The organism is Sediminibacterium roseum (assembly GCF_009939005.1).
In the GTDB taxonomy this organism is placed as follows: Bacteria; Bacteroidota; Bacteroidia; order Chitinophagales; family Chitinophagaceae; genus Sediminibacterium; species Sediminibacterium roseum.
In genome coordinates this window covers 20,832-44,319 of the sequence record NZ_JAACJS010000012.1, presented here as the reverse complement: position 1 = coordinate 44,319, position 23,488 = coordinate 20,832, and the positions used below count along the sequence as shown (strand labels likewise).

General features: G+C 49.5%; 20 protein-coding genes. 11 read left to right on the top strand and 9 right to left on the bottom strand.

Features of this window, described 5'->3' with window-relative positions; genetic code table 11:
* Positions 1-1,257 carry an aspartate kinase gene (locus tag GWC95_RS08410; protein WP_161818261.1) on the top strand — a complete coding sequence of 419 codons (1,257 nt, stop codon included), beginning with the start codon at positions 1-3 and terminating at the stop codon, positions 1,255-1,257.
* A 20-nt stretch (positions 1,258-1,277) separates the two neighbouring features.
* On the opposite strand, the gene GWC95_RS08405 is transcribed toward GWC95_RS08410, so the two are convergent.
* Both GWC95_RS08405 and hppD read right to left on the bottom strand, forming a co-directional pair.
* On the bottom strand, positions 1,278-2,027 hold the full coding sequence (locus tag GWC95_RS08405; protein WP_161818260.1) for a L,D-transpeptidase family protein: 750 nt from the start codon (positions 2,025-2,027) through the stop codon (positions 1,278-1,280).
* A 162-nt stretch (positions 2,028-2,189) separates the two neighbouring features.
* The gene (gene hppD / locus GWC95_RS08400; protein WP_161818259.1) at positions 2,190-3,320 is read right to left on the bottom strand and encodes a 4-hydroxyphenylpyruvate dioxygenase; all 1,131 of its coding nucleotides are present in this window, start codon (positions 3,318-3,320) and stop codon (positions 2,190-2,192) included.
* A 244-nt stretch (positions 3,321-3,564) separates the two neighbouring features.
* Between hppD and GWC95_RS08395 the strand changes: the two genes are divergently transcribed.
* Complete coding sequence (locus GWC95_RS08395; RefSeq protein ID WP_161818258.1) at positions 3,565-4,689, top strand: 5-(carboxyamino)imidazole ribonucleotide synthase; 1,125 nt, start codon at positions 3,565-3,567, stop codon at positions 4,687-4,689.
* 71 nt (positions 4,690-4,760) lie between these two features.
* On the opposite strand, the gene GWC95_RS08390 is transcribed toward GWC95_RS08395, so the two are convergent.
* The gene (locus GWC95_RS08390; protein WP_161818257.1) at positions 4,761-5,717 is read right to left on the bottom strand and encodes a DUF3078 domain-containing protein; all 957 of its coding nucleotides are present in this window, start codon (positions 5,715-5,717) and stop codon (positions 4,761-4,763) included.
* A gap of 228 nt (positions 5,718-5,945) precedes the next feature.
* On the opposite strand from GWC95_RS08390, the gene miaB reads away from it, so the two are divergent.
* The 8 genes from miaB (at position 5,946) to GWC95_RS08350 (ending at position 12,956) form a co-directional block, all read left to right on the top strand.
* The gene (miaB, locus tag GWC95_RS08385) at positions 5,946-7,373 is read left to right on the top strand and encodes a tRNA (N6-isopentenyl adenosine(37)-C2)-methylthiotransferase MiaB (RefSeq protein ID WP_161818256.1); all 1,428 of its coding nucleotides are present in this window, start codon (positions 5,946-5,948) and stop codon (positions 7,371-7,373) included.
* Between the two features lie 104 nt (positions 7,374-7,477).
* Positions 7,478-8,752 (top strand): sigma-54 interaction domain-containing protein, encoded by a 1,275-nt coding sequence (locus tag GWC95_RS08380; protein ID WP_161818255.1) that lies wholly within the window; start codon positions 7,478-7,480, stop codon positions 8,750-8,752.
* A 50-nt stretch (positions 8,753-8,802) separates the two neighbouring features.
* Complete coding sequence (locus tag GWC95_RS08375) at positions 8,803-9,342, top strand: LptE family protein (RefSeq protein WP_161818254.1); 540 nt, start codon at positions 8,803-8,805, stop codon at positions 9,340-9,342.
* A gap of 21 nt (positions 9,343-9,363) precedes the next feature.
* A complete protein-coding gene (locus GWC95_RS08370; protein ID WP_161818253.1) occupies positions 9,364-10,260 on the top strand; it encodes a hypothetical protein in 897 nt (298 codons plus the stop codon).
* Position 10,261: 1 nt separating this feature from the next.
* On the top strand, positions 10,262-10,618 hold the full coding sequence (gene secG, locus GWC95_RS08365; protein ID WP_161818252.1) for a preprotein translocase subunit SecG: 357 nt from the start codon (positions 10,262-10,264) through the stop codon (positions 10,616-10,618).
* A 65-nt stretch (positions 10,619-10,683) separates the two neighbouring features.
* Entirely contained in the window at positions 10,684-11,721 is a 1,038-nt protein-coding gene (gene mltG, locus GWC95_RS08360) for an endolytic transglycosylase MltG (protein WP_161818251.1), read from the top strand.
* Entirely contained in the window at positions 11,721-12,683 is a 963-nt protein-coding gene (locus tag GWC95_RS08355; protein WP_161818250.1) for a YihY/virulence factor BrkB family protein, read from the top strand. The genes mltG and GWC95_RS08355 overlap by 1 nt, the downstream gene beginning before the upstream one ends.
* A 78-nt stretch (positions 12,684-12,761) precedes the next feature.
* Positions 12,762-12,956: a hypothetical protein gene (locus GWC95_RS08350; RefSeq protein ID WP_161818249.1), complete on the top strand. Its 195-nt coding sequence runs from the start codon at positions 12,762-12,764 to the stop codon at positions 12,954-12,956.
* Between the two features lie 16 nt (positions 12,957-12,972).
* Here GWC95_RS08350 and GWC95_RS08345 read toward each other — a convergent pair whose 3' ends face one another.
* The 5 genes from GWC95_RS08345 to GWC95_RS08325 form a co-directional block, all read right to left on the bottom strand.
* Positions 12,973-13,449 (bottom strand): redoxin domain-containing protein, encoded by a 477-nt coding sequence (locus tag GWC95_RS08345; RefSeq protein WP_161818248.1) that lies wholly within the window; start codon positions 13,447-13,449, stop codon positions 12,973-12,975.
* An 83-nt stretch (positions 13,450-13,532) separates the two neighbouring features.
* A complete protein-coding gene (locus GWC95_RS08340; protein WP_237722112.1) occupies positions 13,533-14,174 on the bottom strand; it encodes a TrmH family RNA methyltransferase in 642 nt (213 codons plus the stop codon).
* A gap of 141 nt (positions 14,175-14,315) precedes the next feature.
* Positions 14,316-14,834: a hypothetical protein gene (locus tag GWC95_RS08335; RefSeq protein ID WP_161818247.1), complete on the bottom strand. Its 519-nt coding sequence runs from the start codon at positions 14,832-14,834 to the stop codon at positions 14,316-14,318.
* Between the two features lie 284 nt (positions 14,835-15,118).
* Positions 15,119-16,135 (bottom strand): dipeptide epimerase, encoded by a 1,017-nt coding sequence (locus tag GWC95_RS08330; RefSeq protein WP_161818246.1) that lies wholly within the window; start codon positions 16,133-16,135, stop codon positions 15,119-15,121.
* A 59-nt stretch (positions 16,136-16,194) separates the two neighbouring features.
* Positions 16,195-19,173, bottom strand: a complete 2,979-nt coding sequence (locus GWC95_RS08325; protein ID WP_237722111.1) for a 4-alpha-glucanotransferase — start codon at positions 19,171-19,173, stop codon at positions 16,195-16,197.
* Positions 19,174-19,290: 117 nt separating this feature from the next.
* On the opposite strand from GWC95_RS08325, the gene GWC95_RS08320 reads away from it, so the two are divergent.
* Positions 19,291-20,919, top strand: a complete 1,629-nt coding sequence (locus GWC95_RS08320) for an acyl-CoA carboxylase subunit beta (protein WP_161818245.1) — start codon at positions 19,291-19,293, stop codon at positions 20,917-20,919.
* A 67-nt stretch (positions 20,920-20,986) separates the two neighbouring features.
* Here GWC95_RS08320 and GWC95_RS08315 read toward each other — a convergent pair whose 3' ends face one another.
* Positions 20,987-23,437, bottom strand: a complete 2,451-nt coding sequence (locus tag GWC95_RS08315; protein ID WP_161818244.1) for a hypothetical protein — start codon at positions 23,435-23,437, stop codon at positions 20,987-20,989.
* Between the last annotated feature and the right edge of the window lie 51 nt (positions 23,438-23,488).

Below are 23,488 nucleotides of genomic sequence, written 5' to 3'. Positions count from 1 at the left end.
ATGAAAGTATTCAAATTCGGCGGCGCTTCCGTAAACAGTGTAGAGCGCATCAGGAACCTGGCGGGTATCGTAAAACTTTACAACAATGAGCCACTCGTTGTCATCATTTCCGCAATGGGCAAAACCACCAACGGGCTTGAAAAAGTAGTGGAGTCTTTTTACGCGGGCAACCGCGATGAAGCATTGCAGTTGTTCGAGGCCGTAAAACAACACCACCTCAACATTGCAAAATACCTGCTGGTAACGCATTTCAACAAATGCCTTTCGCAGCTTACCGATTTCTTTACCGAAGTGGAATGGTTGCTGCACGATAAACCGGTGCGCGAGTTTGATTACTATTACGACCAAGTGGTTTGTGTGGGCGAACTGCTGAGCACCAGCATCGTAAGCCATTACCTGAATGAAACAAAGATCGAAAATGAATGGCTCGATGTACGCGACCTGGTGAGAACCGATAACAATTTCCGGGATGCGGGTATCGACTGGGCCGTTACAGAAGAAAGAGTTAAAAACGCGGTCGGCGCCGGGTCGCCTGCCATCCATGTTACACAGGGGTTCATCGGTTCAACAGACGACAATGAAAGCACCACGCTGGGCCGCGAAGGAAGCGATTATACTGCGGCCATTTTTGCCAACATTCTCAACGCAGAGAGCCTGAGCATCTGGAAGGATGTGGAGGGTGTGATGAATGCCGATCCCAAACTTTTTCCCGAAGCGCAGTTGATACCGGAACTGAATTTTACAGAAGTGATAGAGATGGCCTATTACGGCGCGCAGGTGATTCATCCGAAAACGATCAAGCCCCTGCAGAACAAGGGCATTCCACTGCACGTGAAATGTTTTCTCGATCCATCGCTGCCGGGAACGGTCATTCACAGGAAGAACATCAAACACCTTCCTCCCATTGTTGTGATCAAGGAAAACCAATCGCTCCTGCACCTCAACAGCCAGGATTTTTCTTTTGTGGGCGAAGAGCCGATGAGCCGTTTGTATCAATTGTTCGGTAAAATAAAACTGCGCCCGAACCTCATCCAGACCGGCGCCATCAGCGTGCAGGTATGCCTCGATTTCCGCGCGGAAAAAATAGACCAGCTCGCTTCCGAAGCAGCGGGCATGTTTGATGTGCAGGTAGAAAAAGAATTGAGCCTGCTCACCATCAGGCATTACAATACAGAAATCCTTGAAAAATTAACGTCAGGAAAAAACATCGTGCTGACACAGCGCACCAAGGAAACGGTACAGGTGCTTTTTAAATAGCGTTCGTTACCGGCAACAAATTACAACGGCACGTACTCGCCTTTTTTATTGATCGAGATAAGCGGCAGCTTTTTGTTCTGCTCGAAATAATCAAACACTTCTTTCAAACGCGCCGAAAATTTCTGGTATGCGGGATCGTCTTTCGCAGACCTGGAGAGGATCTCGCGGCTCTTTTCCACATTGTAGCGAACGGGAAAAATATGAACAGGAATAAAATCCTGTCCCTGGTCGTGCGCATAAGACGCAAGCAGGTACAGTTCGTCTATCTGGTTGTTGATCGGGATACAACCCACCGTAACACAGCTTCCATGGATATAAATATCGTTACCGGGTTTTACCGAATCGCTCAGCAGCATGTCTGACGCGTTGGGATAATTGAGTCCGAGCGACATGTTGTAAGTGCTCCTGGGATTGAATTCGGTGATGTTGTAAAACCCTTCCGGAACCTGGTAATCGCCTTCGATCCTTTTGGGGCCCAGTGCGCCTGACAAGGCGCAGACCTTATAGGTTTTGAAGAGTTTGAACGGTTCTGATTTTGCGTTACGTACCCAGACCTCGAGCTGGCTGTCGTATTTAAAACTGCGAACGTAGATCTGTTTCACGGGCCAGGAAATGTTGATTGCGGCGAGTTGCCTTTTCAACGAATCCTCGCGCAGGCGAACCGCATTTGCCACTTTAGGGAACTGGCGCTGGTTCGCCATAAAAGACGATTGCGCCGATACGTTCATCACCACAAAAATCAATAGGACCACACCGGTAAAACGCTTCATATCATCAAAAATAAGACTTGAAAAAACACCACAAACAGTTGGTGCATAAATTAACGTTCTTTCAGGGATTAAATTGCCTGCCCGGGCGCCCCGAAGCGTCAATTACGATCTTATTCCGTCGATATTCACATTATTTTAAAAAAACGGGGGATTTTCGCCCCCTTATAAGTTGCCCCTCAGGTCCTGCTCCCGCTCTATCGCCTCAAAAAGCGCTTTGAAATTTCCCTTGCCAAAGCTCTTCGCCCCCTTGCGCTGGATGATCTCGAAGAAAAGCGTTGGGCGGTCCTCCACCGGTTTGGTGAAGATCTGCAGCAGGTAACCCTCTTCATCACGGTCTACCAATATGCCGAGTTCTTTGAGCGGGTTCAGGTCCTCGTCAATATGCCCTACCCGGTCTGTAAGCTCGTCGTAATACGAGGTGGGAACCTTGAGAAACTCCACGCCCCTGCGCTGCAGGTCTGTTACCGTTTTAACGATATCGTTTGTGGCAAGCGCCACGTGCTGGCAGCCTTCTCCATCGTAGTAGTCGAGGTATTCTTCCACCTGCGATTTCTTTTTACCCTCTGCCGGCTCGTTGATGGGGAACTTGACAAAGCCGTTCCCGTTGCTCATCACCTTACTCATCAATGCAGAATATTCGGTTGAAATATCGTTGTCGTCGAACGAAAGGATATTGCGGAAGCCCATCACGTTTTCGTAGAACGAAACCCAGGGGTTCATCTGGTTCCAACCCACGTTGCCCACGCAATGATCCACGTACAGCAAACCTGTTTCGGGCGGGTTGTAAAGAGATTCCCATTTACGGTAGCCAGGCATAAACGCGCCATTGTAATTTTTTCGCTCGATGAACAGGTGAACGGTGTCGCCATAGGTATGGATGCCGCTCATCACCAGTTCCCCCTCGCTGTCTGTAAGCGTAACAGGCTCCAGGTAGCTTTTTGCACCGCGCGTGGTGGTCTGGTGCCAGGCGTCGGATGCGTCGTCCACTTTTAGGGCGAGCACCTTTACGCCATCTCCGTGTTTGTAAATGTGATCGGCGATCGTATTCTGGCTGCGCAGCGGCGTGGTGAACACGAAAGTGAGCTTGTTCTGACGAACCGCATAGCTGGCCCTGTCTTTCACGCCCGTTTCCGGGCCGGCATAGGCCAGGCTCTGGAAGCCAAAAGCGGTTTTGTAAAAATGCGCGGCCTGTTTGGCGTTGCCAACGTAAAATTCTACATAGTCTGTTCCCTGTAGCGGAAGAAAATCCTGTGTTGCATTAATAGCAGCACGCTGTATGGTGGCAGTATCCATAAAATAGTTTTTGAAAAATGAAAGAATGAAGCCGCAAGTGGCGGATGTATGCACTTTTCAGGCGTGCGGATCCATCGCGAGGGCTTCCATCAGCAGACAGTAGCAGAAACGTTTGTCGCCAAATATTTTATGCGGATAATCGGGGATCATTGGTACAAAGCTACACAAAGAAGTTAATGTGTTTTCTTAAAAAATAACCGCCAACACCAAACGCCGAACTCTAAACTGCCCCTATCTTCACACCATGAAAAAGATCGGGATACTCGGCGGCGGCCAATTGGGCAGGATGTTGCTGCAGGCTGCGGGCAATTACGTAGTAGAAACCTATGTGCTGGAAAACGACCCGGGTTGCCCGGCCGCACACCTCTGCCACCATTTTACCAAGGGCGATATCACTGATTTTGAAACCGTGTACCGGTTTGGCAGGCAGCTCGACGCCATCACCATCGAAATCGAAGCAGTGAACGTGGATGCGCTTGAGAAACTGGAATCGGAGGGTGTGAAGGTATATCCCAGGCCATCGGCCATCCGGACCATCAAAAACAAGGTGGTACAAAAAGAATTCTACGCTGCGCACCAGATCCCTACGTCTGATTTTGTGATCACGCATACCCTTGCCGACCTTGACAAACACACCGGTTTCCTCCCGGCCGTTCACAAGATCGGCGAAGGCGGCTACGATGGAAAAGGCGTAACCGTACTCGATTCGCACCATGATGTTGCAAAGGGTTTTGATGCACCTGCGGTACTGGAGAAGAAAGTAAAGATCAAAAAAGAGATCGCCATGATCGTGGCGATGAGCAATACCGGCGAAACGGCCATCTACCCTCCCGCCGAAATGGTGTTCGACCCCGTATGGAACCTGCTCGATTACCAGCTGAGCCCCGCCAACCTCCCCGAAAAAACACTGTGGCGCGCAGAAGCCATTGCCGCACGCGTGGTAAAGGAACTGAAGAGCCCGGGACTGTTTGCCGTAGAACTGTTTGTAGATGCAAACGACGAAGTGCTCGTAAACGAAACGGCTCCCCGCGTTCACAACAGCGGGCACCACACCATAGAAGCCAATTACTCGAGCCAGTACGATATGCTCTGGCGCATAATGCTCGATTACCCGCTGGGCAATACCGATCCCATTCTTCCCTCGGCCATCGTCAATATCCTCGGAGCAGAGGGATATTCAGGCAATGCTGTTTACGATGGATTGAAAGAAGTGCTCTCAATAGACAACGTATTCGTTCATCTCTACGGAAAAACGCAAACCAAGCCGGGCCGTAAGATGGGACACGTAACCATTATCAGCAAAGATTACCAGGATTTGACGTATAAGGCGAATAAGATCAAGCATCTTTTGAAGGTTGTAAGTAGCTAACGCAACAAGCGGACCGAGGCAGGAGTTACGCGACTAAAAAAAGCCCATCACTCTCAATACCGCCGAGGCTCCTAACTGTACTTGATCTTCCTCGTATTCAAAGGCTTTAAAAAACCAACCCCGATCAGGCTCTTAACCTGTAAACCCGGCGATGTTTTGTTGTCGCCAAACAGCCGGATGTCATCGTCGTAGATCATGTCCAGGCTGTAGGTAGCGGAGAAATATTTGTTGATCTTGAAAGAAAAAAGATTGGTCATAAAGACATCGATGTTCTCCGGGTGGCTCTGGTAATTGGAGAACAGGTCGAGCCTGCCTTTGAAATTCACATTTTTTGCGATGGCGTTGTTGTAATTGAACGTCGCAAACGCACCCACTTCACTCAGTGAATGTTTACCGGGCTGCAACCCGTAAATGCCCTTGTCTGCAAGCCGCTTGTTCATAACAAACGTTGAACGCGAGGTAAGCGGCGAAAGAAAGACCGAAAGATTGAGCGCCGGTTTGTAATCAAACCCCACAGAAACGATCAGGTAGGCGGGCGATAAAAACGAGGATGCAAAATCGGGTGTTGTTCCGTTGAACGTATACCCGTCAAAAAACTGAGAACGGAAATTGAACAGCGTAGACAAATACCAGCGGCCCGTAGTATCTACCTTGTAACCGTACTTGCTCAGGAAATCGAAACGGTCGTCGTTTTTTCTTCCGCCGAGGCTGGTAGACTGTATGTAACCGAGGTTCACATCGAGGTTATTGTCCCAGGTATGCCTGTCTTTCCTGTAAAAAAAGAACCGGTTGAAATAACCGTTCACCGTAAGCGAGAAATTATCGCCCCCCGCGGCCCAGTTGCTCAACGACCCCTGGGCAATGCTGGCGCTGAGCAGGCCACCCGTCTTCCAGTTCCATTTGCTTGTGTCCGCATCTTTTTTAATGTTGCGCGACACCTCCCCGCGAAGGCGGGTAAGCTGGTATTCCTGTGCCGTCAACGAATTCAAACCGAAAAGAAACAGAACTGTTGCAACGATGATCCTCATGTGGTGCTTTTGTTTTTTTGCCGCAAAACTAATGCTTTTACTCACCCCCAGCCCTCTCTCCGCCCCGCAAAGAGGAATGCTCTACTGCCAGGCCGGGCTCATTTCTTCCATCGCCTGTAAGAAACAGCAAGGGAGCGGGCGAACCGTGATCGCATTGAATCATGCCAATCTGGCACAAAACAAGCATTTTTCCGTATTTTCGCCTCCTAAATTTTGTTAAGAATGGAAATGTTGGAGTTAGCAGGCAAAACGCATGACGAGAGTCGCCAGGGCGAGGCCTACGATCCGCTTGTGCAGTTACCCGGGCAGTTTAAAAAGCATTTTTACATCGAAAGCTATGGCTGTGCGATGAATTTTGCAGACAGCGAGGTGGTGGCTTCCATTCTTAATGCAGAGGGTTTTGGCTCTACACGCAATGCGGAAGAGGCCGACCTGATCTTTCTCAACACCTGTTCCATCCGCGAAAAAGCGGAGCAAACGGTGCGCAAACGGCTTACCGAATTCAGGTCGCTCAAAAGAAAAAAACCGGGCATGCTCATCGGTATGCTGGGCTGTATGGCCGAACGCCTCAAATCCAAATTACTGGAAGAAGAAAAACTCGTTGATATTGTTGTGGGCCCGGATGCCTACCGGAGCCTTCCCTCGTTGATCGGCGAAGCGGAAACGGGCCAGAAGGCCGTGAATGTTTTGCTGAGCCGCGATGAAACGTATGGCGATATCGCGCCGATCCGTCTCGACAGCAATGGCGTCTGTGCATTTGTTTCCATCATGCGCGGATGCAATAACATGTGCAGCTTCTGCGTAGTGCCTTTCACACGCGGGCGCGAGCGCAGCCGCGATGCACTGTCGATCATCCAGGAAGTGCAGCAGCTGTTCAACAGCGGTTACCGCGAAGTAACACTGCTCGGCCAGAATGTAGACAGTTACTATTGGATAGACGAGCAAAACGACGAGACCGTTACGTTTGCCCGCCTGCTCGAGAAAGTGGCGCTTGTATCGCCACTGCTCCGGGTGCGTTTCAGCACCTCGCATCCGAAAGACATTACGGATGAGGTACTGTGTACGATGGCCAGGTACGATAACATCTGCAAATACATCCACCTCCCGGTACAGAGCGGAAGCAACCGCGTGCTGCAGTTGATGAACAGGACCTATACAAGGGAATGGTACATCGCCAAGGTGAACCGCATCAGGGAACTGTTGCCCGGCTGCGGCCTTAGTACGGATATGATCACCGGGTTCTGCACAGAAACGGAAGAAGACCATCGCGAATCGTATGCTTTGATGGAATACTGCAAATACGACCTCGCCTACATGTACTACTACAGCGAGCGCCCGGGTACGCTGGCAGAGAGAAGGTATGAAGATGATGTTCCGGAAGAAACCAAGAAAAGAAGGCTGCAGGAGATCATCGCCCTCCACCGCATACACTCGCTGGAAAGCATGCAGCGCGATGTGAAGAAGACATTCAGGGTGTTGATCGAAGCCAACTCAAAGAAAAGCGATAACGACTGGCATGGCCGTACCGATCACAACAAAGTGGTGATCTTTCCAAAGGAACATTACCAACTGAACAAAGGCGATTATGTAGATGTATTTATCGATTCGTGCACAGCGGGCACATTATTGGGAAGAATTGTTACAATTAATAATTAAAAATTAATAATTAGAAATTAAGAATTAGTAATTGTAACGCCTACCGCCAAAACAAAACAATTATTAATTACTAATTTCTAATTATTAATTATCAATCAGGGTCAATGGATTTACAAACGATAAAAAACCGTTTCGGCATCATCGGCAACTCGCCGGCGTTGAACCATGCGTTGAACACAGCGGTGCAGGTGGCGGGAACAGATCTTACCGTATTGATCGTGGGGGAAAGCGGTGTGGGTAAAGAAGTTTTTTCGCAGATCATACATGCACTCTCCTCGCGCAAGCACAACCCGTTTATTGCCGTTAACTGTGGCGCAATACCGGAAGGAACGATCGACTCTGAATTGTTCGGCCATGAGAAAGGGGCATTCACAGGAGCGGTAGACAGCCGCAAAGGTTATTTCGAAACCGTAAGTGGCGGAACCATTTTCATGGACGAGATCGGCGAGATGCCGCTGGGCACGCAGGCGCGTTTGCTGCGCGTGCTGGAAACCGGCGAATTCATCCGCGTAGGATCATCCAAGGTACAGAAAACAGATGTGCGCGTGATCGCCGCCACCAACAGGGAACTGCTCGAATTCACGCAAAAGGGACGGTTCAGGGAAGACCTCTATTACAGGCTGAGCACCGTACCCATCAGGGTTCCGGCGCTGCGCGACAGGAAAGAGGATGTGCTGCTGCTCTTCAGGAAATTCGTAGTAGACTTTTCCGAACGCTACAAAACAACACCCGTTCAACTGGATGAGGAAGCCAAAACGCTGTTAATAAACCACAACTGGCAGGGTAATGTAAGGGAGTTGAAGAATATTGCAGAACAGATATCCGTACTCAGCACCAGCACCCATATTACAGGAAACGACATGCGGCGCTTTCTGCCGCAAAACCCGGGCAGCCGTTTACCGGCCGTATCCAACCTTGGTCCTGCAGGTGAATTTGCCAACGAGCGCGAGATCCTGTACAAGCTCTTTTTTGATATGAAGAAGGATGTGACGGAACTGAAAAAGATGTTCCTCGAAATCCTGCAGAACCCTTCACTGGCGGGCTCTGCAGCTAATTTTACGAGAGACTCGCTGATGAGCGATTTTCATCCCGCCGCAGACAACCAGCCGATATTAACGCAACCGGGACTGGCGCAGCCCGCCGGAAACAACCAGCACGCGTTCCTGCCCACAGGCTCGCAGCCGGTGCTGCTGCACGACGACGATATCCACCACCACGAAGAAGTGGAAGAATCGCTCAACATCATGGACAAAGAAAAAGAGCTGATCGAAAAAGCATTGAAGAAACACAAGGGCAAACGCAGGGATGCTTCACTCGACCTGGGTATCAGCGAAAGAACGCTGTACAGGAAATTGAAAGAATATGATATTGAAGAATAGCAGCCCGTATTGAACAGCGAACCGGGGATTGAACCACGAATTCATTTTTTATGACCTCATTGCGAACACATAGATCATTTTTAAGTTGCCTGTGGGTGGCATTGTGTGCATTCGTTGTGCTGCAGGCGTGCAAGGTGAGTTATGGATTCAACGATGCAGGAAGTTTGCCGCCATCGGTAAAAACCATCAAGATCGCGCCGTTTGAGAACAAGGCCAGGTACATCAACCCGCAGCTTGCGCAGAAGTTTACGGATAAAGTGCAGCAGAAGATCATCAGCAATACCAAGCTCACCCGCACCAACAGCGACGATGCCGATTACGTGATCAATGGCGTTATTACCACGTACGACCCTTCGCAAACCGTTGGCGTGAGCGCGCAGCAGGCCAGCACAAACCGCCTCACCATCACCGTTCACGTAGTATGGAAAAAAGATGCTTCGCAAAACCGCGAGGTGGAAGAGTTTGATGTAACACGCAGCTTCGATTACTCGGCAAAACTTTCTCTGCAACAGGCAGAGGGGCAACTGATAGATGAGGCCGTCCGTTCATTAACAGACGATATTTTCAACAAGATGTTCTCAAACTGGTAATCTATCCCTACATTTAATTCCATGAATGTAACGCAGGAAAAATCATTGTTCCACCTCACCGGCAAACTCGCGCTTTCGCAGGCAGCGAAGGAAACGTTACAGGCGGTGGCCGATGAATCGCCGTATTTCGCGCCCGCGCGCTTCCTGCTCACTGCAGACCTTAAACTCGCCCAGCCCTACCACGAATGGATGGCGCACGCACAGAAAACGAACCTGTATTTTACCAATCCCAACTGGCTGCAATACCTGCTGGAAGACATCACCACCGAACCCCTTAAGGAGAAGGTAACCGATGGCCCCACACCTGCCGCCATCACCGATAAGGCCTCGGCCATGGCCATTCCAACCGTTGAATCGGTAAAAGAAGCCATGCGCAGGATAGACCCCACGCAGGAAGATCCCGACGAAACAGAAGAACTTATGCCCGACGCATACGCAGAAACAGACCTTTTAACGGAAGAGGCCGACAGCAAGATCTCAGGATTGCTATCGAGCCAGCTCGCCGATTTTAAAAAACCGGTAGCGGCCGGCGACGTGCTGGATATCGAAGCAGAGAAAAAGCCACTGCATACGGTGGATTATTTTGTTTCGCAGGGCATCAAGGTAGACCTCTCGGCCATGCCGCAGGACAAACTGACCACGCACCTGCGCAAATTCACCGACTGGCTCAAACAGATTAAAACCGCCAATGCCAACCCGCAGGACCTCGGAACCAACCTGGAAATGGAGAAAGCCGTGGCAGAAACCGCCAAAAACTCCAACGAAACCCGGGAAATTGTAACGGAGAGCATGGCAGATGTGTTGGTAAAACAAGGACAGGCAGAAAAGGCCATCCAGCTATACATCAAATTAAGTTTCTTAAATCCTGAAAAATCCAGTTACTTTGCAGCCAAAATTGAACAACTAAAAGGAATATAATATGGTCATCGTGTTTTTGATCTTGCTTGTGATCGTTTCAGTAGCATTAGGTTTCATCGTACTGGTACAAAACCCGAAGGGTGGCGGTTTATCAGGCAATGTTGGCGGTTTCAGCAACCAGCTGATGGGTGTTAAACAAACAACAGACGTACTCGAGAAAGGCACCTGGATCTTTGCAGCAGCGATCGGTGTTCTCGCCTTGTTCTCTACCATGTTCCTGAAAGGTGGCAATTCTACTGCAGAAGACAACCTCCTCAAAAAAGTAAACACCAGCCAGACAGCGCCGGCGCCCGCACCTGCTGCGGCACCCGCAAATACAACAACCCTTCCTGCGGCGGGAGATACATCTAAGAAATAGTCTCTTAACCATATTTTACTGCCCTGTCCGCCACGCGGACAGGGTTTTTTATTTAATTTGAACACATGAAAAGGTTTCTCCGTCTGTTGGTCGTATTCGTTGTGCTCATTGGCTTGATCTGTTGCTGGCTCCTGTTTTCGCAGGCCACTTCGTTCGATGCAAAGTCGAAATACATCATGATCCGCAGCAACAACAAAAATGCGATCCTGGAACAGATGAAGAACGAAAGCATCATCAAAAACAAAATGGCATTCAATCTCGTGGCCTCGGTAACGGGAACATGGGACAAGATCAGGACGGGTAAGTATGAAGTGAAAAAAGGATCGAACAACCTCGACATCGCCCGTATGCTGAAAAATGGCAAACAGGCAGAGATCAAGCTCGTGATCAACAAGCTTCGCCTGAAGGAGGACCTGGCCCGGCTCATCGGCAAGAACTTTGAGAGCGACTCAGCGGAAGTGATGAAGTATATCTCATCCAACGATTCGTTGAAGCAATACGGCGTTGATACAAGTTCGCTCTTTACGATGATCATCCCCAACACTTATAAATTCTACTGGACCGCCACCCTTCCCAGGATCTTTCGTACTCTGCTCGATGAGAAAAACCGATTCTGGTCGGCCAAAGACCGCGCGGCCAAAGCAAAGGCGCTGAGCATGCGAAAAGAAGAGGTGTACACATTGGCCTCCATCGTGGAAGAAGAGACAAACGATGAGGGCGACCGCTCAAAAATAGGCAGCGTGTACCTGAACCGCCTCCGGAAGAACATGCCGCTACAGGCCTGCCCCACCATCAAATACGCGATGAAAGATTTTACGCTTACGCGGATCTATGAGAAATACCTTTTCAATCCGTCTCCCTACAATACCTACCGCAAACCGGGATTGCCGCCGGGCCCCATCTGCACACCATCGCCCAAAACGATCGACCTGATCCTGGATGCGCCAAAAACAGACTATCTCTATTTTGTGGCCAAGGCAGACTTCAGCGGGTACCACCATTTCAGCAGCACGTACGAAGAACACATGTTGTATGCAAAACAATACCAGAAAAAACTGGATGAATACATGGCCCGCAAAAAAGAAAAGGAGAACGCGAAATAGTGACAAGACTTGAACGTTTGATATTACGCTCGGCGCCCGTTCATTTTCTGCTGAAGAAAAGCCAGCACATCGTGCTTCCCGGCTTCCGCGGACTGCCGTTGTACGATGTGGGCGACCATTTTTTGAAGCAGCTCAAAAAGATCGGCCTTTACGAAAGGGCTTCGGCTATTTCTTTCAACCTCATTATGGCGCTGCCGGCGGCGTTGATGTTCCTTGTTTCGCTGGTGTCTTTTTTTGTAAAATCGGACAAGATACGCGACGATATCTTACTCGGGCTGTTCAGGAACGTAACGCCGAATAAAACAACCTATGGCTTTATCTCAGACATTCTCCAGATCCTCGACCAGCAGAATGTGAGCCTCGTTTCGTTCGGTTTTATTTTGCTGATCTTTTATTCATCCAATGCGATGATGGGTGTGATACGCACATTCGACAAATCCATCCAGGAAAAAAAAGCAATCTTCTTTCACCGAAGGATGCGTGCGTTGCGGCTCACGTTTATACTGATGATACTGGTATTGGTTGCATCGCTTGCGCTGTTTTTCGGAAGCAAGAACCAGATGGACTTTCTCCTGAAGAACCTGCTGCACATGAAAAACAAAAGCCGCGAGGGCTTTTATGGCTGGTGGGGATATGTGCGCTGGGCCATTGTGGTGGCAGTGCTGTATTACGGCATCGCGCTGGTATACAAGTTCGCGCCATCCATCAACAAAAAATGGAAACTGCTTTCAGCGGGCGCGGTGCTGGCAACCGGGCTCACGCTTATTACAACGATCATCTTTTCGTATTGGGTCAATAATTTTGCCAGCTACAACAAGATCTATGGCTCCATCGGAACGGTATTGATCCTGATGATCCTTATTTACATCAATTCCCTGATCCTGATCATCGGGTTTGAATTGAACGTAAGCATTACGTATCTTACAAGGGCGAGAGAGAAAGCGGCAACGGGCAACGGATAAATTTAATTGCAAATTGCCCGTATAATTTTATGGAATAATAAAATTCCTGCATCCAACGGTAATCCTAAATAATGCTATATGAGAACAAACCCAAAATCCCTGCTCATTGCCCTTGCGTTCGGACTGCTTTGTTACGCACTGGTTGATGGCATCCGAAGCGAAAGCGGCTGGGGCGTTGCCATGGCGCTCTGCAGTATGGTGGCCCTTTACATTTCCATCCGCCTTTCCCGCAAACTCGCAAGTTTGAGTGACGAGACCGAAGAATCCAATTAAGGGATTAGGAAACAGGTTATTCAACCAGTTTCCTGAGTTCCTCCGCGAGCTTTGGTTCGGGTAATTGCTGGTTGTAGAACTGGCGGTACTTGCGTTTGTTGTTTACCATCAGCGTAACGGGGATGGTGTTTTTCCATGATTTGTCTACCTTGGGGCAGAACACATCCGGATCGGTTTCGTTCAACCAGATGATCTGCGAAGTGTAGCCCTGTTTTTTTGCAAATGCTGCGATGCCTGCATAATCGTCAGGGTAATCTATGCTTACGAGGATCAGTTTTACCTTCTGGCCCGCATACTCCTTTACCGCTTTTTCAAACCAGGGAATTTCCCTGATGCATGGGCCGCACCAGGTTGCCCAGAAATTTACCACCAGCGGCGTTTTCGATGTATCGATCATCTTCAGCAACTGGTCCATCTTCATTTTTTTGATGGGCTGCGCCTGTGCGCCTATTACGCAACCGACGAACAACGCGAGTAGTATTGATTTTTTCATGTCTTTTTGTTTCCTGGCCGCGGCTGTATTTACTGGCTGCGGGTTTTATTGTTATTTATTCAGCGATCGTAACCTGCGCCTGTTTATTCCCGCGCCTTCTTCCGCTTGCTCATCGCCTGCCGGTCGTGTTTTTGTTTGCGGGGAATGGACCAGTCTTTCATCAACGCCTCTCTCCTTTCTTCCGATAACGATGGCTGGTCGTAATGACCCGCGATCTGTTTCTGCCGCATTGCTTCATAAATGGTAACCGCGCATGCCACGGAAATATTAAGGCTTTGAATGATGCCCATTTGGGGAATGATAAAATTGCCGTCTGCCATCGCCCTTATCTCTTCGCTCACACCATCGTGTTCGTTCCCAAATACAAGTGCGATGCTTTCTGTGAAATCTATGTTGTGCAGGGTGATGGAATCTTCACCGAGATGCGTGGTCAATATTTTGCTGTAGCGTTTTCTGAGTTCCGCCACACATTCCTTTGTATCTGTGAACGAATGAACCGTTAGCCATTTGGCCGCACTGCTGCTGCTTCGCGGCCCAAACTGGCGGTGCGGGTGGATCTTTGTGGTGAGCACAAAAATATCCTGGATCCCCACCGCCTCGCAGGTACGCATTACTGCAGAGATATTGTGCGGATCATCTACGTTCTCCATTACTACCGTTAAGCCAGCCTGCCGTTTTGAAAGTACGTTAAGGAGCTTTGCCTTCCTTTCGGGTGTCAATTCCATCGGGCTAAATTAAGGCAATTTGTGAAGTGGCGGCGCGGTTTTGGCTGCCGCTACCGGGCCTTCAGATCCTCCAAACAAAAAAGCATGGAGCTCCCGCTCCATGCCGAACATCAAACACACTTAAAAAAACTAAACTGAACACTATCCTCTTCCACGGCCGTTTCCACGTCCACGATCGTGATCGTTCCTGTCGTGGCGGTCGTCTCTCCTGCGCTCGAAGCGGTCGTCGCGGCCGTTGTTGTTCCGGTCGTTGTCGAAACGCCTGTTGTCGAACCTGTCGCTACGCACCACCACATTCTGCCTGTGGTAATTATCGTAATAGTTGCTGTATCTGGACCTGTACATGTTTCCGCGCAGGTATGGCCTTGGTTCGTTGATCACTACTTTGTATCCCCTGTTCAGATCGTAGTTGCGATAAGCATAAGGAAGCGATGAAGCGAACACCCAATTGTTGCCCTGCAGGTAAACGAACTGGCGGTGCGGAATATCGTAGTAAGTATCTATCTCAGGTATGTAATAGTAATCACCTGCGTAATTACCAGGTACACCCCAGCTTGGCCTTCCGATATTAATGTTTACACCTACCCTGACCTGCGCTTTTGTTTCAACTGTGAAAAGGAAAGCGCCCAGAACCATTGCTGTGAGTAATAACTTTTTCATAATTATAAAGTTTTATACCCTCATCTAAGCGAATGCAATGCCAGAAACAAATGCAACTGTTATCGAAAAGTGAATCCCGGTGTACGAAGGAGAAAAGCGCATTTTTACCGGCAAAGCGCTTCTTTTCACCGATGGTTGTTCACAAACATTTAGGGGTTGATTTCAGGAATCACATGTTTATGTGGGTGGGTTGTTGCCACAGATTTCACGGATTGGCACAGAAGAGTGTTCTTCTTATGTAAAACGTTTTTCTCTGTGCCAATCCGTGAAATCTGTGGCAACAACTATAGGAGGGTGATGCCCAGCCCGGGCTTTCCGGATACAAAAACATTTCCATCGTCTGCGAAGCGGAGACCGGTTGCGAGATCTTCTTTGAGCAGGAGCGGGCCGTCTACATCTATGTGATCCAGTTGCGGTAAAAAATGGGCGATGGCTGCGGAGCCGATGGTTGATTCGTTCATGCTGCCCATCATCACCTGCATACCGAGTGCACGCGCTTCCCTGATCATGCGCGCCGCCGGCGTGATGCCGCTGCATTTGGTGAGCTTGATGTTGATGCCATGAAAATGCTGAAAACATTTTTTCACATCCTGTTCAAATACGCAGCTTTCATCTGCAAACAAGGGCAACGGCGATCTTTCAAACAATACCTTCATTCCATCCCAATTGTCTTTCGCCAATGGCTGTTCAATGAACTCTACACCAAGCGCTGCAAGCTGCGGTATTTTTTGCAGGGCCTCTTCGGTTGTCCAGCCTGCGTTTGCATCTATACGCAGCGTGGCACCTGTGTGTTTGCGCAATGCTTCAACGATGGCAATGTCTTCGTCGGTACCGAGTTTGATCTTGTATACCGGCCATGGTTTCGCTTTCATCTTTTCCACCATCTTTTCTATCGTGTCTATACCGATCGTATAATCCGTTACTGGCGTGTTCTCCCATTTCGTGTTCCACAACTCGTACAGTGGTTTGTTCTTCATCTGCCCGAAGAGGTCCCATGCTGCCATATCGAGTGCGCAAACAAGGAACGGATCGTTTGGAAAAAGGTGGTGCAGGTAGTGCCAGTAACGCTCAGGTTCAGTCAATGCGAATTTTTCAACCATCGCTTTTTTCGACTCAAGGGTTTCCATCATTTTCTCCACCGTTACGCCATAGTAAACGATAGCGGGCGCTTCTCCAAAGCCCCTGAACGGCCCCAGCTCCAGCGATACGATCAATGCGGGCTGGTGTGTTTTTGTTCTGCCATTTGAAATCGTGAAAGGATATTCGAACGGCAGGTTTGATTGGTGAAAGGATAGTTTCAAGTAAATAGTTTTATCCGTTAAATGAATTGCCAAAAATATTGAAATCCGGCGTTCGCTTTTTATCTCCCGCTTGCAAACACAAATTTATTGAGTTCTGTGTTGAAGCTTACGGCCGCTGCCAGTTCTTCGAGCGTAACATGCATCCGGTATTGCCAGTAATGCTTCGGGTCGGCAGGCACGTTGATGCGTTCGGCGCCAACATCGTTCCTGCGTAGATTTTCGTCCATGCCCAACAGGTCCTGCAGCTGGAATATACACCACATGGCGGGTGAATAAAGGTGTTGCAGGATGATGGCTTTAACCGTTGCCGTATCGCAATGCTCCGGTGCTTCTCCCTGTTGGCCAAGCTGGTTGTTGAAAAAACGCTGGGTACGCGCCCGGTCTTCCTCCCACCACCCGCGGATGGTGCTCATATCGTGCGTGGATGGCGTTACCACGCTGAGGTAAGGCGCATTGTTGGGATGAAAGAACTCGTGCGCATCGTCTTTCGGCATGCGTTGTATCTCGAGGCTCAACAGGCCAGCCTGTTTCATTACATCCGGAACGCATGCGGGGATCAGGCCCAGGTCCTCTCCGCAGGCAAGCATATTGGTAACGCGTTTGAGCTCCGGCAATTTCTGCAAGGCTTCTTTGCGCCAGAGATCATCCTGTCTCCTGAAAAAGTAATTTACATACAGCGCTTTAAGTTGCTGCTGCGTTTGCACATCAAGGTGTTTGTACGAAGAAGTGTGCTCCATGTGAAACCGGAAATGGTACAACTGCCCGTCTGCATTTTCCGCCTCCAGCAAAATAACATTACTGATGAGGTCGAACAACCCCTGCTTGATGCGGTTGTGCTGTGTGTCTTTTTCAAGCGCTGCAAAATGTTGTTCCACCTTGCGCTGCGTGTTGAAAGCGGGCTGTAACGCGTATGAACCATCTTTTTCCTGCTGAAGAAACATGGACTTCACCAGTTCAATATCATCATCGCCGAAGGTGTCGCGTAAAACGGTTTCATTGATGAACGGCCGTACATACCGTGCATGATCGAACCAAATGGCCTGGCTGTTAAACTCGCTGATGTGTACAGGGATGGCAGGAACGAAATGCCCCATGATTCCTTCAACTGCGTGCATGGGTATGCTCCAGATCCTGAAGAACCCGAGTATGTGATCGATCCTGAATGCATCGAAATAATCGTTCATCTGCGCAAAACGTTTTTTCCACCAGGCAAAACCGTCTTCGCGCATGCGCTGCCAGTTGTAGGTTGGGAAACCCCAGTTCTGCCCTTTCACCGCAAAATCGTCTGGTGGTGCGCCGGCCTGGTAGTGCATGTTGTACAAACCGGGTTCCTGCCATGCATCGGCGCTGTTGCGCGATACGCCGATCGGTATATCGCCCTTTACCACAATGCCATTGCTGCGCGCATAGGCCGTTGCTTCTTTCAGCTGTACATGAAGCTGAAACTGCGTGAAGTAATACAGCCCGATCTCCTCTTTGTGCCCGGCAACAAGTTGCTGTATGCTGTTTTCATTATAGGAATTACAGGATGGCCAGCTTTCAAAATCAACGGTGCCGTTCTTATCGCGCAGGTAACAGAATGCAGCGTAAGGAACCAGCCAGTGTTTGTTGTTTTCAAAAAAATTTTTAAACCCGCCCGATGCGAACGCGTCTGCGCCATCCTGTTTATACACCTTTGCGATGAAATCGTTTTTGATTTTGGAAACCACCTCGTAATCCAGCGCAGGCAAAGCGTTCAGGCGGATCCTTTCTTTTTCGAGCGATGCGAGTTCTTTTGCAAATCCGCTACCTGCAAGCATTTCAAGGTTCATGTACAAGGGATGCAGTGCAAACGCCGAGATGGCAGAATACGGGTATGAGTCCGTCCAGGTATGCGTGGCCGTTGTATCGTTTACCGGGAGCACCTGTACCAGTTTTATTCCCGTTGTCCTGATCCAGTCGACCAATATTTTCAGGTCACTGAACTCCCCTGTTCCAAAACTTTTTTTGCTACGCAAACTAAAAACCGGCACTGCAATACCGGCGCCTTTCCACATGGTGTTGGGCAAGGCGGCAAACCCATCGTGCAGTATTGTTTTGCGTGTGCTGCTCACTGTATCAAACAGCACGCGGTTGTCTCCGCTTTCGTAGCAAACAAAACGGTTGCGCGTTACATCATACACACCGTATTTGTATGCGATGGGAAATGATTCGGCTGAAAGATCAACCCCTACGTGGAAAAATGTTTCGTTCTCCGCACGGCTCATCAGCAAAGGAGAACCGGTGTTCCAGTTTGCCAATGCACCGCAGCTGCCCAGCAGGCAAAGCGTTTGGCCGGGTGAGAGCAACGGCGCCTTTACTTTTAACACATGCGTGGTATTTGCAGGACGGCTTGTTTCAACTTTTGTGTGGTTCGCGGCCAGCAACACTTCCGCAAATGGTTTTGTATAAAAAGTGTTTTCGATATAGCCCGTGTAGTTCCACGTGTCTATCACGAGTAATTCCCTGGCGGTTGATCCGTCAACTTCAATTGTTTTGTCGTTGCCGAAATCATGGTCATCAATGCCATCGGCATTGCGGAGAATGTAATGATAGGTGATCTTTTTTTCGATCGCCCCTGCAACATCAAGCGACAGGTACCAAAGCTCATCGCTGAAATATTGCAAGGGAACGGCCTGCGAGGGATCGTTGTTGCCCAGCAAAGGGTGATCGCCCGTAATAAAAATTTCCTGCCCGAAATGTGTATGGAAACGGAGCTGGAAAATTATTTTCTGCAAATTGTTTTCCGCTGTTTTTGCAACGACCGGCTTTTTTTCTGTTTTGTTTGCAGCCGTTTTTTTTGCCGTTTTCACCCCTGTTTTACCGGAGGTCTTTTTTGCAGCTGTTTTTTTAGCCGGCTGGGTCTTTATTGCTTCTTTTTCCAATGCAGGCCTTTTCGCCGCGGTTTTCTTAGCGGCAGTATTTTCTACGGGCGCATCCAATTTCTTCACAGCCTTTTTCGCTGTTTTTTTTACAGGAGTTCCTTTCGCTGCATCTTCTTTCTGTTTATCTGTAGCCAATGGTCTGATTTTGGAGCAAAGTAAACGAATATCGAACACCGAATGCCCAATATCAAATTGAAAACGGGTATCCGCAATGTTCAATCCCCCTATCTTTGCATACTAACAACCGTTCGCATGAATCTGGAGCAAAACCGTAACGAAGACTGGATGAAGCTGGCCGTGAGCCAAACACGGCAGCATTTTGAGAAGATCAAACTGGGTGGCGGCAAGAAGGCGATAGACAAACAACGCGATCGCAATAAGCTTACGGCACGCGAACGCATTGCCTACCTGTGCGACAAAGACCGGCCCTTTGTAGAGATCGGCGGGTTTGCAGGTTTTGAGATGTATGAAGAACAAGGTGGCTGCCCTTCGGGCGGAACGGTTGCCGGACTGGGTTATGTGAGCGGGCGGCAATGTATGATCGTGGCCAACGACCAAACCGTAAAAGCGGGCGCATGGTTCCCGATAACGGGCAAGAAAAACCTCCGCATGCAGGAGATCGCCATGGAGAACAGGTTGCCTGTGATCTACCTGGTAGACAGCGCCGGTGTTTTTTTGCCGATGCAGGATGAGATCTTCCCGGATAAAGAGCATTTCGGGCGCATCTTCCGCAACAATGCGCGGATGAGTGCGATGAGCATTACACAGATCGCTGCAGTGATGGGCGCCTGTGTTGCAGGAGGCGCCTATCTCCCCATCATGAGCGATGAAACGCTGATGGTAGAAGGGAACGGAAGCATATTTCTCGCAGGCGCCTATCTTGTAAAAGCGGCCATCGGCGAAGACATAGACAACGAAACATTGGGCGGCGCCGTTACGCATACGGAGATCAGCGGCATCGCGGATTATAAATTCAAGACCGAAGAGGACTGTCTCGATCACATCAAAAAAATAGTGGACAAATTAGGAGAACCCGCCCGTGCAGGATTCGACCGGGCCGAACCCAAAGCGCCCAAAAAAGATCCCAGGGAATTATACGGCGTTCTTCACGAAGGCAACCTGAAACCGTATGACATGCTGGAGATCATCGAACGCATTGTAGACAAAAGCGAGTTCGACCAGTTCAAACAGGATTATGGCAAGACCATTCTCTGCGGGTATGCGCGGATAGATGGATGGGCAGTGGGCATCGTGGCCAATCAACGCCTCGTAAGCAAGAACAAAAAAGGCGAACTGCAGATAGGCGGCGTGATCTACAACGACAGCGCCGACAAGGCCGCGCGTTTTATCATGAACTGCAACCAGAAAAAGATCCCCCTGGTGTTTCTACAGGATGTTACCGGGTTTATGGTGGGTAGCCGCAGCGAGCACAGCGGCATCATCAAAGACGGCGCCAAGCTGGTGAACGCAGTGGCGAATTCAGTTGTTCCGAAAATAACCATCATCATCGGCAACAGTTATGGAGCGGGTAATTATGCCATGTGCGGCAAGGCCTACGATCCGCGTTTTATCTATGCATGGCCATCAGCAAAGATCGCGGTGATGGGCGGCGACCAGGCAGCAAAAACCCTGGCACAGATACAGGTTGCAACGATGAAGGCAAAAGGAAAAGAAGTAAGCGCGGAGGAAGAGAAAGAGTTGCTCGACAGGATCAAGGCCAGTTACGAAAAACAAACCTCGCCTTTCTACGCGGCTGCGCGTTTGTGGGTAGACAATATCATTGATCCCATAGACACCCGGCTCATGATCTCCGAAGGCATCTCCGCGGCCAACCTCAACCCGGATATCCAGCATTTCAGTACGGGCGTGTTCCAGGTGTAAGGAATGACGCAGGGATACATGCCATCTTCTTTTTTCGCATGCGCTGTTCTCCCCTTTCTTTTAACTGTTATTTGGAAACAGCGAACAAATGCTCTGCGTGGATCGCTCCTTTTGTTGTTATGCCCTGTACAATTACGCGGAAATTACCGGTAACATCTGTGGTTGCGAACGACAGTTCCGGCAGTTTGCCGTTGAGCACCGGAACGGCGTAGTTCCAGTAGATCGTGGATTGCAGCACGGCTTCGGACGGAGCAAGCTGTGCGTAGTCCGGTTTATAAAATTCTTTTGCGGTGTATATTCCCGAAAGTGCTTTTACGTAGGTTTTATCGGCATCCATCGGCATTGTTGTGCAGCCTGCGTATATCGTGAAACCGCCAAACGGCAGTCGGTAGCTATTTCCTTTTACGGGCATGAACCCTTCCTGGTGGTTGTTGCAGTTAAGGATCCCAAACCCGCAAACATAATCGCCGCAGTCGTTCCTCCCCACCAATGTTGCGCTTTTAAATTCGATGGTAAAAGGTTCTTCCTTTTTAGAAGCCGTTACGGTAACGCCCTGCAGTGTTTCTGCGTTCTCGCCGGTTTTGAGTACCAATGCTTCTGAATTTTTCTCTGTGAGAAAAGCATCCGGATCGTCGTATGCCAGCGTCTTACCCAGTTTCACTGCCATAGCATGATATGGGTCGTCGAGGTTCACGGTATAGTTTGCCTGGAATTCTCCACCCACCGAGAAATATACTTTTTTCCCGGGGCCGGTTACAAGATTTTCGCGGGCCACGGTAAACTCTCCTTTGTTGTTGGTGTTGATGATATCCGCGTTCCCATCCGACGCCACCGAAAGCGCCAGCGGTTTATCGATCTTTTTCTTCGAAGTAACATTGCCCGAAAATTCGATCTCTCCAAAAGACTGCAACGTATCAGAAGCTTTTGTTGTTTCCAGTTCCTGCCAGGTATAACGCCGCCAGCCTTTGATGAGCAATATGTCTTCGAGGTGTTGCCGGTTCTCTGCTGTCGGCTCCATCAGGTTCTGTTTAAACAGGGCTTCGTCCAGTTCACGGTTGAGGTAATTGAAATTTTCTATGCCGGTCATTTTCCGCCGGTCAATGCGGCTGTCCTGCACACACGCCACCGATACAAACCCATTCACCGAATCTGCAAGTGCATCTTTTAGTGAAATATGGAGTTTTACATTTTCCCGTTTTGCATATTCAACCTTGTCTGTGGCGATCTCCACCTTTGCGCGCCTGTTGTAATGGGCAAAAAAGATGCGTTCTGCAAGCGGCCTCCCGTTCTCATCAACAATGGTAAGTGCGTGGATACCGCGGGGGATCTTATCCAGCGGCACACGCAGTCTTCGTGCGGGCGAAGCATTCATATCTATGGCAAAAGAAAAATACATTCGCGTGTAGTCGTGCAAAAGCGCATAATAGGTTCCGCGCGATGGAGCGTTTGCATAAAACAGAAGCGTATCGTTACAGATCGCATTGGGCGCTGTTACCAGGATCTGCCGGTGCGCAACCGCCGGCAGTACATAATTGCCCGACAGCACACCTGAGCGGAACAGTTTAACATGGTATTGCTCGCCCTCACCTGCAGCAATTGTAAAACGCCCCATGCCATACCCATTGGTCTGTATGGTATCAACTGTTTCACCGTTCCTGAACAACACGCCGCTGATGGCCATGGGTTGTCCGTAGGCATCATGCGCTTCCCAACCGATGTTGTTGGTTGCACCGGAACCAATCGATCCCCCTTCGGGGAAAAAACGGACCACGGGTTCATCATTGCTTACCGGCAACAGCAACTGCATGTTCTTCGTTTCTTTGTTGAACACTGCTTTCAGCCGCAGGCGGTTGTTGCTGCGGTCAATGCCTTTCAGCGGAACCCGGAAATGGGCTGCGCCGAACAGATCTGTTTTGAAGCTCGTTTCCCGGTCACCCAATGTATAGGTAACCTGTGTACCGGAAGCCAGGGTGCGTATGTCTTTCGCAGATGCTTTGAAAAAGACCGCTGCAGAATCGCTGCCTGCCCTGATCTTATCCGCCAGTTTCAGTGTTGCGGTAAATCCCGATTGAACGGATGTTTTGATGGTGATGGGCTGGATAAAACACGCTTCGGGTCTTCCGTTCCACAACGCGTTTGTAAATGCGAGCAGGCTGTAATTGCCCGGCGACAAGGTATCCGGCATTCTGAAATGGCCAAAACCGAGCCCGTTGGCCATTACAAATTTTTCGTCTTTCATTACGGCGCTGTCTTCGTTCCTCACGAGGGCAACCGCGAATGTGTGATTTGCATCGGCGCCGGTTTTGGAAGAAAGCAGGTAGGCAGTGAACCATACGTTTTCACTGGGTGTGTAAATGTTTTTATCGAAGTGAACAAAAAGGCCCGCAGATTTTTTCTTCACCCCATACCATTCCATTTTTGCAGCGATGGGATCTACCACCTGCTCCAGTTTCGATTGGGCCCTCAATACCACGGTGCAAAAAAACACAAAGCAGAAACAAAGCGCATAACGGATCATGGTACAATGTAGTAAAAAACGGTATATCCCTGGGAGAAGCCATGAATGGTA